Genomic DNA, 14,609 nt, shown 5'->3' with positions numbered 1-14,609 from the left:
TAAAAGGGTGCGTGACGGATATGAATTGGTTAAAACAGTTATCTGGCACTTGGCAAAAAACTCAGCTACAGCGTCCAGAATTGGCCTCTATGTTTACCAAACCCCTTGCCAAACAATGGGTCGCCATTGATTGTGAGATGACGGGGCTGAACCCAAAAAAGCATCACTTATTGTCTATTGCAGCCATTCATATTAATGACAATACGATTGATACTGGCAATGGCATACATCTGGTATGTAGACCACCAATTATGCCAGACCGCGATACGATTGTGATTCACGGCTTACGCACTGCTGATGTTGAGCATGGGATGAGCTATGATGAGATGCTGGCGTGTTTACTACCATTTATAGACAATCGACCGATTGTTGGATTCTGTACGCGGCTAGACATTGGGTTTTTAAATCCGATGGTCAAACGCTATATGGGTACGACATTACCGAATCAAGTGATTGATGTACGTCAGTTATACGCTCGGCGTATGGGCGACCGTACACAAGGTATTCCTCATCAATCACAGCATCTGACCAATATTTTGGCGCATTACGGTATTCCCGAAATGGGTGCACACGACGCTTATAATGATGCCATCATGACAGCGATGGCGTTTTTGCACCTGCGCTCACAGTTATAATATATCGCAAAAGAGACGCTCAAACCCTGCTCTACGTCTACGCGAAAACGGCAACTCATGTTACCATAGGCTGTTTTTTTACCTAACGATAGATGCTCATGTCCCCTACTTCTCAACGTCGCCGCACCCCTCATCATAATGCCAATATCAATCACAACACTGACACCAAACCAAAGTTTTTTGACAAACGTTTGAATCCGTTTTTGCAAGCAGGTAAACGCTTGTCTTTGCTTGCTCTTTTAGCTACCGCAGCGCCAGTGTTTGCACAAGCCGCCTTACCTGAGGCCATACAAGCGGCTTTGACCCGTGCAGATTTGTCCGCTTCCGATATGAGCATTGTCATCGTGCCTGTCGGTGATAAAAACGCCAGCCACTTACCATCGCCCATTCAGGTTGCCGATAGCGTAAGCGCGTCAAGCACAACGGACACTACTACTGATACTAAAGCCAGCAGTCCAAAAAATACTCAAAACCCTGTTAAAGAGGGTAAAAAAAATCTTCAAAACTCGACTGAGTATCACAGTGCTTTGACAACTATTGAGAAACGCACGATCAAAAAGTATGAGCAAAAAATACATGCTTATACTGATGATCCTTATATTTACCAAAGTCTTGAGAGTATTCGTACGCCATTAGCAGATAGTTACTCATCTTCTAATCCTCTCTCAAATAGCAACCAAGCAGCTCTCAATGATGACCGTCAAGATTCAAACAACAGCCAAGATAAGACGTCGTCTATCAACATCTCGTTTTCTCCTTTACTGAGTTATCAGCCCGATATCGCTCGCACTCCTGCTAGCACCATGAAGCTTGTTCCTAGCTTTATCGCTTTAGATACGCTGGGTGCTGATTTTGTTTGGCACACGCGTGTTTATCATACGGGTGTGATTGTCAACGATCGGTTATATGGCGACTTGATTATTCAAGGAAGTGGCGATCCAAAAATGACGCATGAGCGTTTAGAGCAACTGCTATATCAAGTACAGGCAGCAGGCATCCGCCATATCGATGGTGATATGATTGTCGATAGTGCCATTTTTCACAATGTGACTAAAGATCCAGCCGCCTTTGATAACGATCCACTGCGCCCTTATAATGCCAGTCCTGATGGTTTTTTGGTCAACTTTAGCACCATCGGTATCAAGAGCTATCCGGCAGACAATGGCAAAGCGGCTTTGGTCTATACGCCGCAATTAGCAGACTATCAAATGCCAAGTACCATAGAGACCCGCTCAGCGGCTTGTGGTCAAGCGCGCTACAGCCTTGCGCCGCAGTGGCAACCCAATCGATTGGTACTCAATGCGGCTTTGCCAAACAGCTGCCAAGAACATGCCTTTTATATTGCTTATCCTGATGCCAAAGAATTCACGGCACGTGTCATTGCAGCAAAATGGCAGGCGCTAGGCAATACGCTGAGTGGCGACGTCATCTCACAAGAAACGCCTTATGATGCAAGCAAAAAAACAAATCCTGCAAAGGGACTAGCCGCATGGCCGATATCGCCGCTACCCATTGTGAGCTATGCATCACTAAATCTGGCACAGCAAATTTATGACATCAATCATTTTTCAAACAATGTCATGGCTGAACAAGTGGCGCTATCGATAGGCGCCTATCATCAAGACAATCATGCTAAAGTCGCTGTCAATAAAACGAATAATCCTAAAAATACGAATGAGCAAGGGATGACCAATGATGCTCTTGACAATAAGAACGAGCATTTGAAAAACAGAGATTTGAACAATAGCAGCGTGCATAACAGTAGCTTATATCAATTTGGCAATCCAACGACAGACTATGCGACTGCGTTACAGACGATCAATCAGTGGTGGCAGACCAATCTAGACACGCCCCCGCCGTATTTAACCAACGGTTCAGGACTCTGCCGTGAGTGTACGATTACTGCTGCTAATTTAAGCGAGCTACTGGCGTATGCCTATGATCGTCCAAACTTTGATAGTTACGTCAACTCTTTGGGCGTGGCTGGTGTGAGTGGCACCATCGTAGCGCACAGTGATAGATTGCCTGACTCAAAAGCCATTGGACGTGCATGGATCAAAACAGGCACATTGAACAACGTGACGTCGATGGCAGGCTATGTCAAAGGCTTATCAGGGCAGGATTACGTCATTGTAGGACTAATCAACAGCGAGAAAGCACTAAATGCCTATAATGCTCGAACGGTATTGGACGTGGCACTTGACTGGACAGCGCAGCACTAATTTAAACAACGAAAGCGCAAATCTTAGAAAGCGGGCGCAAAGGTGTAAGACTGTCTCTAAAGCGGTCTTTACTCACTTTTATCTTACTATTAGCGCCTCGCTATTTGATTGACTTATATTACTTATCTTTTCTCGTTTTTACCTTTATAAAGGTCCGCTTATGTCACGCAAGACTCCCACGCTCAACGACTCCACCTCGCATTTAGGGCACAATCGATCACTTAATGCTCATCAATTGCCACGACCGAAACTGGCTCGATATATTGGGTTTTTTGCGATTGGTTATGTGCTTTCCAGTGCCGTATTTATGATGATCCAAACCAAAGTGGCGCTGAACTCACCATTGGTTACAGTGATCTCCATCATTGTTGGCGCTTATATTGCAGTGCATAAGTTTACTAAGCAGCAGCAACGCGCTTTAAATAGAGGTGAGAGTAATCGCCTAGTATTTGGCGGCATTGCTGTCGTTTGGGTTTTGACAGTGATTTATTTCTTGGGGATTTGGTTTTGGTTGTTTGACGCGGCGAGCCGCGAAGTATTGTTCGAGATGACCACACAACAGCCCCTACCGCTACTGTTTTCATTGATGCTGATATTGGTAATGACGCTGGTTAGCGCTCGCATCAGTATTTGGCTGTTGAATCGTTTACTTGATCCCAAACGTAAGACTGTTTGAATTTACTAAAGAGCGACTCGAACCTCATAAAACCACCATGACTGGCTACAAATTTTTTCCTTTTGAAGCTTAAAATTCGTTAGGCTAGCGGTATCAATTGGTAAGCTTTATCAGTTACTGTCTTTTATGAATCAATGCCTAGCGGCACACGGTTTTATTCTTACCATAGGAGCGCGCTTAATGGACATGCTTTTTTTTGATAATATAGACAAACTTGGGCGTATCGTACTGACGACCGCCATGATTTACGTCTTGATCGTGCTGGTGACGAAAGTCTCAGGCAAGCGCTCTACCTCTCAGCTCAACAACTTTGACTGGGTTGTGACCGTCATGATTGGCTCATTGGGGGCCAGCACTATTTTGCTCAAAAACGTTCCTTTTGTTGAAGGGGCGTCTTCTATTTTGGTGCTCTATTTGTTGCAGTTTTTGGTCACAAAGTACGCCTCTATCTCACCGCAATTTAGCAGTTTTATCTTATCCGAGCCACGAATTGTTTTTTATCAAGGGCAGTTTTTACCAGATGCGATGCGCGATGAGCGCTTGACTCGGCAGGAGATAGAATGTGCGATGCGCTCTGATGGGATAAACAGCTTCGATGAGGTTGAAGCCATTGTCTTCGAGTCAGATGCCAAGCTTACCATCATTCCAAAGCCAAGCTCGAGTGACTCGCAGCACCAACAGACAGAGCAGACTGTTTCAGAAACGATTTCACCTTTGATGTAATAACAGGTCAAAAAAGCAGTAATTGACCGCAACCAATTGCAAAACCTTGTGATATTTATTTAATTATTGACGTGGTATGGACTATGAAAGTAAGAATTTTGAGCGTCGGCAATAAAATGCCTAACTGGGTGCAGACAGGCTTTGATGAATACCATAAACGCATTCAACCCATGCTCAGTACCGACATTATCGAAATCGCGGCTGCTAAGCGAGCAAAGAACCCATCGGATGCCAATTTGGCTCAGTACCGAGAACAAGAAGGTCACGCTATTTTGGCGGCTCATAATGCCACTGGACGCGAACAATTATGGGTATTGGACGTCAAAGGTAAAATGCTATCGACAGAAGGGCTGGCGGATAAATTATCAGATGCGATGCAGCAAGGGGACGATATTGCTTTAGTCATCGGCGGCGCAGATGGTGTATCACCTGAAGTACTGGCAAAAGCCGATGTAAAATGGTCATTATCCGCGCTGACATTGCCACATCCTCTCGTACGAGTTGTCTTGATGGAGCAGCTGTATCGAGCGATGAGTATCAATAACAACCACCCCTATCATCGTGGTAATTAAGCAAAGTGACGTTTGCGATACATTATCTGAAAATAACCATGACAAAACGGATTGAAAAACTGGCGTGCGCCCTAATAACTGCAACATGAAATATCCAAAACGCGCAACACCTAACGCCTCTCAGATTACTTCCCAACGTGGCGATCATCAGGGTCATACGTCGCAGCCCATCACGTCTGCCGATGCTTGGAAAGACAAGTCTGCTATAGTCTCTAAAGCGGCTAACTTGGCTAAACTGCCAGCCTTGTTTATCTCGCACGGCGCACCCACGCTTGCCATTGAACAATCTGCCACGACCAGTGCGCTGGCACGTATCGGTCAAAACCTACCCAAGCCTCGTGCCATCGTCATTATGTCGGCACATTGGCAGTCGGCCAAGCTTGAGATCAGCAGCAACCCACAACCAAAAACATGGCATGACTTTTCAGGCTTTGCGCCAGAGCTGTATGAGCTACAATATCCTGCTGCTGGTCAGCCAGCGCTTGCTGAGTCGCTCGCGCATCAGCTGACAGCGCGCGGTATCAGATGCAGCATCAATCCGATGCGCGCTTGTGACCATGGGGTCTGGGCACCGCTTATTCACCTGTATCCACAAGCAGACATACCAATTGTGCAGATATCCTTACCACAGCATTATGACAGTGTCGCTTGCTACCAGCTGGGGGCACAGCTTGCACGTTTGCGCGAAGAGCAAATTCTTATCATTGGTTCAGGTAGCATCACGCACAACTTACAAGCCCTGCGTTGGCAAGCGGGCAGTATTGATACAGCAGCAAAAAGTTTTAAAGATTGGCTATTACAGAATATTAAGACAGACATTCCTACTGCGCTAGATTGGCAACAGTATCCCAACTATAAGCACGTTCACCCAAGTGATGAGCATTTGCTGCCACTGTTTTTTGCGTTAGGCGCGGGTCAACGTGTCTCTGTCGTGCATCAAAGCATGGCACATCATAGTTTGGGCATGGATATTTATCGCTTTGATTAAGTAATAGCTATTAAATAACAGCTATTTAATCAAAGCGTACAAACCTATTTCTCAAAAGCAGGTTTGGTAAATAAACCCGCACGCTCCATCTCGCCTGCCAGACTCAATAACGTCGCCTCATCATTCATACGTCCGATAAGTTGCATACCGATTGGCAAGCCTTTTTTACTCATGCCGACTGGCACTGACATGGCCGGCAATCCTGTGACATTACCCAACAACGTGAAGCCCATTTTTCCTAGTACAGGCGCGCTGAGTTTTTCAATCATGCCTGACTTAAAAGCGTATCTGCCCATATCAAAACCTTTATTGAGCACCCCAGCGCTACGCATCATCATCTCATCCATACGGCTAGGCGGTAGCACGCCGTGTTTGACCGCAGGTGTCGGTACGGTTGGTGATAAAATCATATCGTAGTTTTCTAACAACAGGCCCGTTTGATATTGACTGTTATGCCAACCGTGTTTGGCGTGAACCAAGTCAGCGGCTGATAAAGAACGTCCAAGCAGCGCCATATTGTAGGTTTGTGGCTCTAGGTTTTTGACATGGGCGGACCCAAACTCGCGCTCGATATTGTCAATCGTAAAGGCGGTATGTGCGCAGACGACAACAAGAAAGTCATGCCAAAACTGCTCAATATCGATATTTGGCTCAGCGGGTACGACCTGATGACCCATCGACTCTAATTGCTTAGCCGTTTGTTCTAGTACAGCAAGGACTTCTTTGTCGACTATAGTATTGGCAATCAATGGCTGCTGCTGTAAAGCGATTTTCAGTGGCCTTGGTGCGCGCATCGCTGCTTGCAAAAAATTCCCATCTGGTGGCGCAATGACATAAGGCGCCCCAATCTCCGCGCCACTTGTGGCATCGAGCATTGCGGCACTATCACGTACCGAACGTGTGATCACGTGATCGGCAACTGCCCCGTCCCAGCCTTCACCAATATTGGGACCCAGTGGATTACGGCCACGGCTTGGTTTGAGTCCAAATACACCGCACCAAGCCGCTGGAAACCGTATCGAACCGCCGCCATCACCAGCGCCTGCCATCGGTACAATACCACTCGCGACTGCGGCTGCACTGCCGCCCGATGAGCCACCAGCACTATAGCCTTTCTTGAAAGGGTTGTGAGTCGCACCATGCGCTTTTGGCTCAGTGGTAATAATCAAACCAAACTCAGGCGTATTGGTTTTACCAAAGGTATTGACACCTACCGCTTTCATCCGCTTGACGATTTCACTATCGTTTTTCGAGAGGATATTGACGCTGCGACTGCCCATCGTAATTGGTTCATCCGCGAAGCTAAATGACAAGTCTTTTAACAGATAAGGCACGCCTGTAAATACGTCTTTTGGCAATCCTGCTTGCGCAGCGTTATAAGCGCGCTCATCAAAACGGTGAATAATGGCATTTAATTTAGGATTGAGTTTATTGGCCTGATAAACAGCTGCGTCCAATAACTCCTTTGCACTGACCTCGCCTGAGTTAACCAGTGCCGCTAGAGCGAGTGCATCATATTGAGTGTATTCTTTAAACATAACTGACCTTCCTTGGAGAGTAATAAAAATAATATTTACTAAAATCAGTGCCTACTTATCTTATAAACCACTGTCAGTTTAGTATAAAAAATGGCTGCCTATAATCGATAAACAAACTGATTGGTCATTTAGATATTTGATTAAGCTCATATCTTTGTAAATAAACCCAGTTTTAATAAATCAAAGCATGATTGATGATAAAAATTCGCTCTAAATTCTCAGCTTATAAAAATAGGATTCCGCTGATTTCATAAAAAAAACGAGCCACTTTCATGACTCGTTTTTTCATTATGAACCTAATACTAAGCACTACATCAACAGTTCGCGCTTACCGCTTTTGCCCATGGAACTGACCAGTCCCGCTTCTTCCATCGAATCTACAATGCGCGCGGCACGGTTGTATCCAATGCTGAACTTACGCTGGATACTAGAAGCCGAGACTTTACGCGTTTCCATAATAAAGGCCACCGCATCGTTATACAGGCCATCATCTTCTCCAGAAGCATTGTTTGCGCTACCTCCACCATTGCCACCTGGGCTAGATAGCTCAAAGTTGCCAGCCATGTTGTCAATATAGTCAGGAGCGCCGCGCTCACGCCACGCATCACAGACACGGTTGACCTCTTCATCACTGACATAAGCGCCGTGTACACGATCTGGTTCGATTTGACCTGGGCCGAGAAAGAGCATATCGCCATTGCCTAACATGTCCTCTGCACCGCCACTGTCCAAAATCGTCCGTGAGTCGACCTTTGAGTTGACACGTAGCGCAGCGCGAACAGGAATATTGGCTTTGATCAAACCAGTGATCACATCTACCGATGGGCGCTGAGTAGCGAGCATCAAATGGATACCTGCTGCTCGAGATTTCTGCGCCAAGCGCGTGATTAACTCTTCAGCTTGCTTACCAACCTGCATAATCATGTCAGCAAACTCATCCGCGACAATGACAATCATCGGTAAGGTTTTGAGCTTTGGCGCTTGACTGATACTGACACTGTCATTGGGTCGCCACAAAGGATCAAGCATCGGCTTGCCAGCTTTTTCGGCTGCAATGACTTTCTTATTAAACTCATTGAGTTTACGAACCTTAAGCAGACTCATTAACTGATAACGGCGCTCCATCTCTGCCACGCACCATGAGAGACTGCTGGCCGCCTCGGTCATATCCGTGACGACTGGTGTCAGTAGATGCGGGATGTCATTATAGTTAGCCAGCTCCAACTGCTTGGGATCAATCAAGATAAGACGCAGCTCATTGGGCGTGTATTTGAGTAGCATCGACAATAGCATCGAGTTGACCAATACCGATTTACCAGAACCCGTCGTACCAGCGACCAGCATGTGCGGCGCGCGAGCAAGATCAGTGATGATGGGGTTACCGCCGATGTCTTTACCCATCGCCATACTGATTTGCGCTTTGGGGTCTTTGAATTTTTCCGTATTAAGTAGCTCAATCAAACGCACCATTTCACGCTGTTTGTTAGGCACTTCGATACCAATATAAGGCTTACCAGGAATCACCTCAACCACACGCAAAGACGCCATTGAGAGTGAGCGTGCCAAGTCACGCGAGATACCCGTAACCTTGCTGGCTTTCACCCCAGCAGCAAGCTCTACCTCAAAACGAGTCACTACTGGGCCTGGGATGGCATTGACGACATTGGCCTTGACATTGAACTCTTGCAACTTGATCTCTAACAGCTCAGAGAGCTGTTCAAGCTCAGCTATGGTATAGCTAGGCTTACGGTCAGGATCTGGCTTATCAAGAATAGACATCTCTGGAATCGGGGTTAGGCTACTACGATAAGCAGCCGTTTGCATTGAGCGTGATTTTCGACTAAAGGCGTCATCATCGCTGATATGCGGCATAACTGGTGCCTCAGCGTCGTCATCTTCTGGCATCATATCAGTGATATGGTTGCTACTATCGCCTTCTGGCACAGCAAAACTCATCGTCGGTTTGACTGGTTGCGTGTTTTTTGCAGCATCGGTATCTATAGTAGCGACTGTTGGTGCCGCTGTTGGATTGGTAGGGGGCGTATTGGTGGGTGTCATATCCACTGATTCTGATACGGCAGCTACACTGTCTAGTACTGGCGAAGCGACTGATAACGCTGGTACAGCGGTTGACGTAGCATGGTGTGATAGCTCAGCCTGACTGTCAGACACGGGCTCATTCGACTGCACGATTCCCGTTGTCGCAGTAGGTTCTAAGACATCGGCATGCTCTGCTAGCCATGCGTCTGCTAAGGCATCGACAGCGACGGTAGTGTCTTCTGCTGTTGATACCACCGCATCCGTACTCGTTGTTTCGTTATACAATTGCTCCTCAACAGAGGGCTGAACGATTCTGGTTTTGGGTCTTGCTGTGGTTGTTTCCACAGACAACGCTTCCTCTACTATTGGCGTAGATTCTGCGGTCACTTCTAACTCTGTTAGCACGTCTTTGACGAACTCATCTTGCAACGCTTCGCTTTTTATCGGTTCAGCACTCATATCAGTAGAGCTCAGAGCGGTAGTATCAGAATGATTCATGCTACTGGCACTATACGTCATTTGCTCACTCGCCAACAAATCATCGACTGTATTGGCATCATTCCACGCAAAGCTTGGCTCCACTTTACGCACAGGTACGACCACAGGACTCGGATTTGATGATGGCTGTGTTTGATTGTCTATATTCTCAGTTGTACCATTTTTGAATGACGTGGCCTCTACAGACTCACTTTTTTCATGATCCGATAAGGGAGTCTGGGTGGCTGTTGTAGCTTGTGCCGCCGCTTCCATAGAGGCTCTAACACTGTCAGAGAGCCCAGACTTTACCAAAAAGTCTGACAAGACATTGCTAAATCGACCGCTTTTATCGGCCGCCTGCTCAGAGGATTGCAAGGCTAAGGGCAACTGTTCATACGCTGGCGCTTCTTGATCTGAATTCGTCCCTGTTGTGAGCTTGTCTTTTGTGTTCAATGCACCTATGTTTTGAGTGACTGCGGCAGTATCTTGTGTGTTTTCTTTTTTCACGCCTGAGCCAAACCAAGACAAGGCGGTAATTCTCTGATAAATCGCCATCCAATGAATATTGAAAGCAAACGTCGCGGTGAGGACAACGAATACCAGCAAGAAAATCGCACTCCCCCACTGCGTCAAAAGCTGCGCCAAGCGTACCTGCAACTCAAGACCGATGATGCCACCAGCCACGCCTTCAAGTGCTGTCGCTGTAGGATTGGTGAATTGTTGTACCAAAGCCACGATTTGAGCAAACAAGGCACTGGCACTCAATAACAAAAATACGTAAGCGACCAACCGCATCAGCCAGAATGTGGGCTTATTGTCCCACCAAATAAGAATAGACTCATAAATCAAAAATGCCAGCAGCCACCACGCACCAAAGCCAAAGAAGCTGTAGAGCAAGTCGGACAACCACGCACCTGTCTCGCCGCCCATATTATTGATTGTGGTCATATCACTACTGATGTGTGACCAACTCGGATCATTACCTGTATACGTCATCAAAATGACGAACAGATAAACAGCCAGTATCGACCCTAGAAGGGTAAATATTCCTTTTTTTAAATATTCAATAAGCGGTGCTGATATCACGTAAGATCTGCCTTGTTATTAATACTAAATGGTCGCCGCATGACTAAGCCTAATCATGCTGACATAAAGTGCTGACATAAATATACCTAGCAATAGGATTAAGAGCCATTATTGATTCCGACAATGGTGAATAACGATGGTCTTTTTACTCTAACTGTACTTGGCATAACTTCTTATAATAACAAATAGATAGGTATAGTGGCGACAGTCTTCTAAAGAAAGCAGGCAAGAAAGTCAGTCAATCTGCGATTTATGCATAAAACCGTACAATTAGTACAAACAGCTGATAGGATAGCGCTAACAATTTTGCGTAAACGCTATAAAATAACTACTATTCATTAAGGCCAAACGTCAAGGCAAACATGCTTTGATTATAGTGATGCCTGTGTTTGTTTTAGCAAACTTGCACTTTTGGGTATATGCCCTTATGTTATTATCACATTGCAATTAAACAAACCAAACAAATCACATTTTTTATAACATATATTATTCTTATTTTTCATTCGTATATTTAGCAAGGAACAACTCATGGCAACTGACACTACTGCTCCACGTCACGAAAAACTCATTATTTTAGGCTCAGGCCCTGCCGGTTACTCTGCTGCGGTCTATGCTGCGCGCGCCAACCTTAAACCTGTTATGGTTACGGGTATGGAAGTGGGTGGCCAGTTGACCACTACCACCGAAGTTGATAACTGGCCAGGCGATGCGCATGATTTGACCGGTCCTGCATTAATGGAGCGTATGAAAGCTCATGCTGAGCGTTTCGGTACAGAATTGGTTTATGACCATATCAATGATGTTAACTTGAATGTACGACCTTTTGAGCTGTCAGGTAACAACGGCACCTATACTTGTGATGCCCTGATTATCTCAACTGGCGCCTCTGCCCAGTACCTAGGGCTAGAGTCAGAAACCAAATTCAAAGGGCTTGGCGTATCTGCTTGTGCCACTTGTGACGGTTTCTTTTATAAGGATCAAAAAGTCGCCGTGATTGGCGGTGGCAATACAGCCGTTGAAGAAGCCTTATACCTCTCTAACATTGCTTCTGAAGTCACTTTAGTGCATCGCCGTGATAGCTTACGCTCTGAAAAAATTCTACAAGACAAGCTGTTTGAAAAAGCCAAAAACGGTAACGTCAAAATCGAATGGAACCATCAAGTCAAAGAAGTCGTCGGTGATGACATGGGCGTCAATGGTGTCGTTATCGAATCAATGATTGATGGCAGCACCAAACAATTAGATACAATGGGTATGTTTGTCGCCATCGGTCATAAGCCTAATACCGACCTATTCAAAGGTCAATTGGATATGAAAGATGGCTATCTGGTCGTCAATAGTGGCCTTAATGGTAATGCCACGCAAACCAGTATCGAAGGTGTGTTTGCCGCAGGTGACGTGGCTGATCATGTCTATCGTCAAGCCATCACCTCTGCTGGTACTGGCTGTATGGCAGCGCTGGATGCGGAGAAGTACTTAGATGCCATCGGTGAAGCAACCGCGAAAGACCATACGTATGCCTCAACCCTGACTGCTGATCAAGAAGACTAAATGAATAACTTCACACAGCACAATGATAACCATCAATACATCACGCCTGAGACTTTAAAAAGTCTTGGGCGTTATGACTTTCCTGATCCTATCTCTATCGATCCTGATGGCATTGGCATTGTCGCGATGGGTGGCGATCTTGCACCCGACACATTGATATCTGCTTATGCACAGGGGCTTTTTCCATGGTTCAATGAAGATGAGCCTATCGCTTGGTGGTGTCCTGAGCCGCGCTGTGTGATTGTCCCATCTAATTACCAACCGAGTAAGTCACTGCGCAAGCAAGCAAGACGCGAACGTTGGCAATTGACCTTAAATCAAGCTTTTGATGACGTCATACATGCCTGTAGTCTGCCGCGTAGCGATGGTCTTAATAATGACTTGCCTGAAGGCGAGCACACTTGGATTCATGAAGAGATGATTGAGGCTTATACCAAACTGCATGCGCAAGGCTTTGCCCATAGCATTGAGGTGTGGGATGAAAAAGGTCAGCTCATTGGCGGACTGTATGGGCTAAAAATAAACGGCATCTATTTTGGCGAATCCATGTTTCATCGCGCCTCTAATGCGTCAAAACTCGCGTTTTGGGGGTTGATGCGGCTATGTGAACAAAGTCAGGTCGCCCTTGTTGATTGCCAATTACCCAATCATCATCTCATGAGCTTGGGTGCCACTACTCTACCGCGAGCTGAGTTTTTGACTCAGTTAGAGACCTTAATAAGTACAGGCGCGGTCAAATGGCAAAAAGACACTTATCTCCCACTAGCTGTCTCATTACTTGATATACCAAGCCCTTGGCAGCTTAAATTGAGTTAAGCGTTCCCACTGCCTTATTCCCATTCATAGTTTCCAACGAGAGTATTATGTCCCCTGACAATTCGTTTTTATTGATTGGTGCTCTAGCAACAAAAGCCAATACGACTAAAGATACCGTACGCCACTATGATCAATTAGGTTTGCTAAAATCTCGCAAACGTCAAGCAGGCTCACGTCTATATACTGAGTTCCATCCAGAATGTTTGGAACGTATTGAGCTGATCAAAAGCGCACAAGCTATTGGTTTTACCCTGACTGAAATCAAAGACAGCCTCAATGATTATTATGATGGCCAGCTTGATATTGATCTACAGCTGATGCTGACTCAGCAAAAATTGGAACAAGTACGAAAACAGCAAGCCAATATAAGCGTGATGGTAGAGCTATTGAGCGAGCGTATAGATGTTCTCGCACGGATGAAAGCAGACAGCAGCTATCAATTAGACACTAATATCTGTAAGAAGAAAATACCATCAAATTAAAGACGATGGCGCTGGTTGAGATAAGTAATTTATCTTCAAAGAAACTACGCTTATCACTCCTAATGACACTTTACGCTTTTCACTCACCATAGACATGCTGCATGATGAGCGCATCAACTGCGGACTGGTTCGGTAACTGGTAATAGCCTTTGCGTCTATGAATAATAGTAAATGCTTGCTTTTCATATAACGCTATCGCAGCATGATTGTCTGCTCGTACTTCTAACAACAAATTTTCCACTTGATTACTCTGCAATACTTTATGCAACTTATCAATAATTTGCGAAGCAATGCGTTGTCGTTGATAATCAGGATGCGTGCCAATACGCAAAATCTCTGCTTGCTCAAACACCATTTGATATAAGCAGTAACCAATTACGTTGCTCTTTGCACTTTTATCTTGTGTGTACACTACCAGCATATTAATGCTGTCTTGCTCAAGCAGTTCAAGCAAAGCCTGATAGCTCCAAGCATCTTGCGGCTGGACGATGGCTTCGATATTCGCTACGGCTTGAACCACTTGCTCAAGCTCTACTGTATTGGTTGATAACAATTCTATCAAAAACATAACTATCCCTTTATTAGGCTGAAATTATATACATGAAGCTTATCGCGCGTTTACTAATTAATGATCCAGTAGTATGAAAATATAATTATATAAATAAGTGATTCACTCTATATCTCTATTTCAATACGTATAAAAAAAGCCACCCTGTTTAGGATGGCTTTTTTATGACTAACTCATAATCTCATTACTGAGACTTAATGATTAGTTCAATACGTTAGCAACAACACCAGCGCCT

General features: G+C 45.4%; 12 protein-coding genes. 9 read left to right on the top strand and 3 right to left on the bottom strand.

The window, feature by feature from the left end; all coding sequences use genetic code 11:
- Nucleotides 1–20: 20 nt before the first annotated feature.
- From CZ794_RS05645 to CZ794_RS05620, 6 genes are all read left to right on the top strand, one after another.
- Nucleotides 21–635 carry a 3'-5' exonuclease gene (locus CZ794_RS05645; RefSeq protein ID WP_087040705.1) on the top strand — a complete coding sequence of 205 codons (615 nt, stop codon included), beginning with the start codon at nucleotides 21–23 and terminating at the stop codon, nucleotides 633–635.
- A 98-nt stretch (nucleotides 636–733) separates the two neighbouring features.
- Nucleotides 734–2,857, top strand: coding sequence for a D-alanyl-D-alanine carboxypeptidase/D-alanyl-D-alanine-endopeptidase (locus CZ794_RS05640; protein ID WP_256958881.1), 2,124 nt, complete (start codon nucleotides 734–736; stop codon nucleotides 2,855–2,857).
- Nucleotides 2,858–3,017: 160 nt separating this feature from the next.
- Entirely contained in the window at nucleotides 3,018–3,533 is a 516-nt protein-coding gene (locus CZ794_RS05635; protein WP_087040704.1) for an ABZJ_00895 family protein, read from the top strand.
- A gap of 180 nt (nucleotides 3,534–3,713) precedes the next feature.
- Entirely contained in the window at nucleotides 3,714–4,256 is a 543-nt protein-coding gene (locus tag CZ794_RS05630; RefSeq protein WP_087040703.1) for a DUF421 domain-containing protein, read from the top strand.
- An 83-nt stretch (nucleotides 4,257–4,339) separates the two neighbouring features.
- Complete coding sequence (rlmH, locus tag CZ794_RS05625; protein WP_087040702.1) at nucleotides 4,340–4,828, top strand: 23S rRNA (pseudouridine(1915)-N(3))-methyltransferase RlmH; 489 nt, start codon at nucleotides 4,340–4,342, stop codon at nucleotides 4,826–4,828.
- An 85-nt stretch (nucleotides 4,829–4,913) separates the two neighbouring features.
- The gene (locus CZ794_RS05620; RefSeq protein ID WP_087040701.1) at nucleotides 4,914–5,816 is read left to right on the top strand and encodes a class III extradiol ring-cleavage dioxygenase; all 903 of its coding nucleotides are present in this window, start codon (nucleotides 4,914–4,916) and stop codon (nucleotides 5,814–5,816) included.
- Nucleotides 5,817–5,860: 44 nt separating this feature from the next.
- Here the strand turns inward: CZ794_RS05620 and CZ794_RS05615 are convergent, their stop codons facing one another.
- Nucleotides 5,861–7,354 (bottom strand): amidase, encoded by a 1,494-nt coding sequence (locus CZ794_RS05615; protein ID WP_087040700.1) that lies wholly within the window; start codon nucleotides 7,352–7,354, stop codon nucleotides 5,861–5,863.
- Nucleotides 7,355–7,663: 309 nt separating this feature from the next.
- Entirely contained in the window at nucleotides 7,664–10,957 is a 3,294-nt protein-coding gene (locus CZ794_RS05610; RefSeq protein WP_087040699.1) for a DNA translocase FtsK, read from the bottom strand.
- Between the two features lie 528 nt (nucleotides 10,958–11,485).
- Here CZ794_RS05610 and trxB point away from each other — a divergent pair.
- Genes trxB through CZ794_RS05595 form a run of 3 tightly spaced genes read left to right on the top strand, consistent with a single transcriptional unit; the run spans nucleotide 11,486 to nucleotide 13,806 of the window.
- On the top strand, nucleotides 11,486–12,508 hold the full coding sequence (gene trxB, locus CZ794_RS05605; RefSeq protein WP_087040698.1) for a thioredoxin-disulfide reductase: 1,023 nt from the start codon (nucleotides 11,486–11,488) through the stop codon (nucleotides 12,506–12,508).
- Nucleotides 12,509–13,324 (top strand): leucyl/phenylalanyl-tRNA--protein transferase, encoded by an 816-nt coding sequence (gene aat / locus CZ794_RS05600; protein ID WP_087040697.1) that lies wholly within the window; start codon nucleotides 12,509–12,511, stop codon nucleotides 13,322–13,324.
- Between the two features lie 47 nt (nucleotides 13,325–13,371).
- The gene (locus tag CZ794_RS05595) at nucleotides 13,372–13,806 is read left to right on the top strand and encodes a MerR family transcriptional regulator (protein WP_087040696.1); all 435 of its coding nucleotides are present in this window, start codon (nucleotides 13,372–13,374) and stop codon (nucleotides 13,804–13,806) included.
- Nucleotides 13,807–13,885: 79 nt separating this feature from the next.
- Here CZ794_RS05595 and rimI read toward each other — a convergent pair whose 3' ends face one another.
- Complete coding sequence (rimI, locus tag CZ794_RS05590) at nucleotides 13,886–14,374, bottom strand: ribosomal protein S18-alanine N-acetyltransferase (protein ID WP_087040695.1); 489 nt, start codon at nucleotides 14,372–14,374, stop codon at nucleotides 13,886–13,888.
- Between the last annotated feature and the right edge of the window lie 235 nt (nucleotides 14,375–14,609).

Source organism: Psychrobacter sp. JB385 (assembly GCF_900163785.1).
Taxonomy (GTDB): domain Bacteria; phylum Pseudomonadota; class Gammaproteobacteria; order Pseudomonadales; family Moraxellaceae; genus Psychrobacter.
The sequence above is the reverse complement of the archived record's forward strand: the minus strand, read 5'-3'. Positions and strand labels throughout refer to the sequence as shown.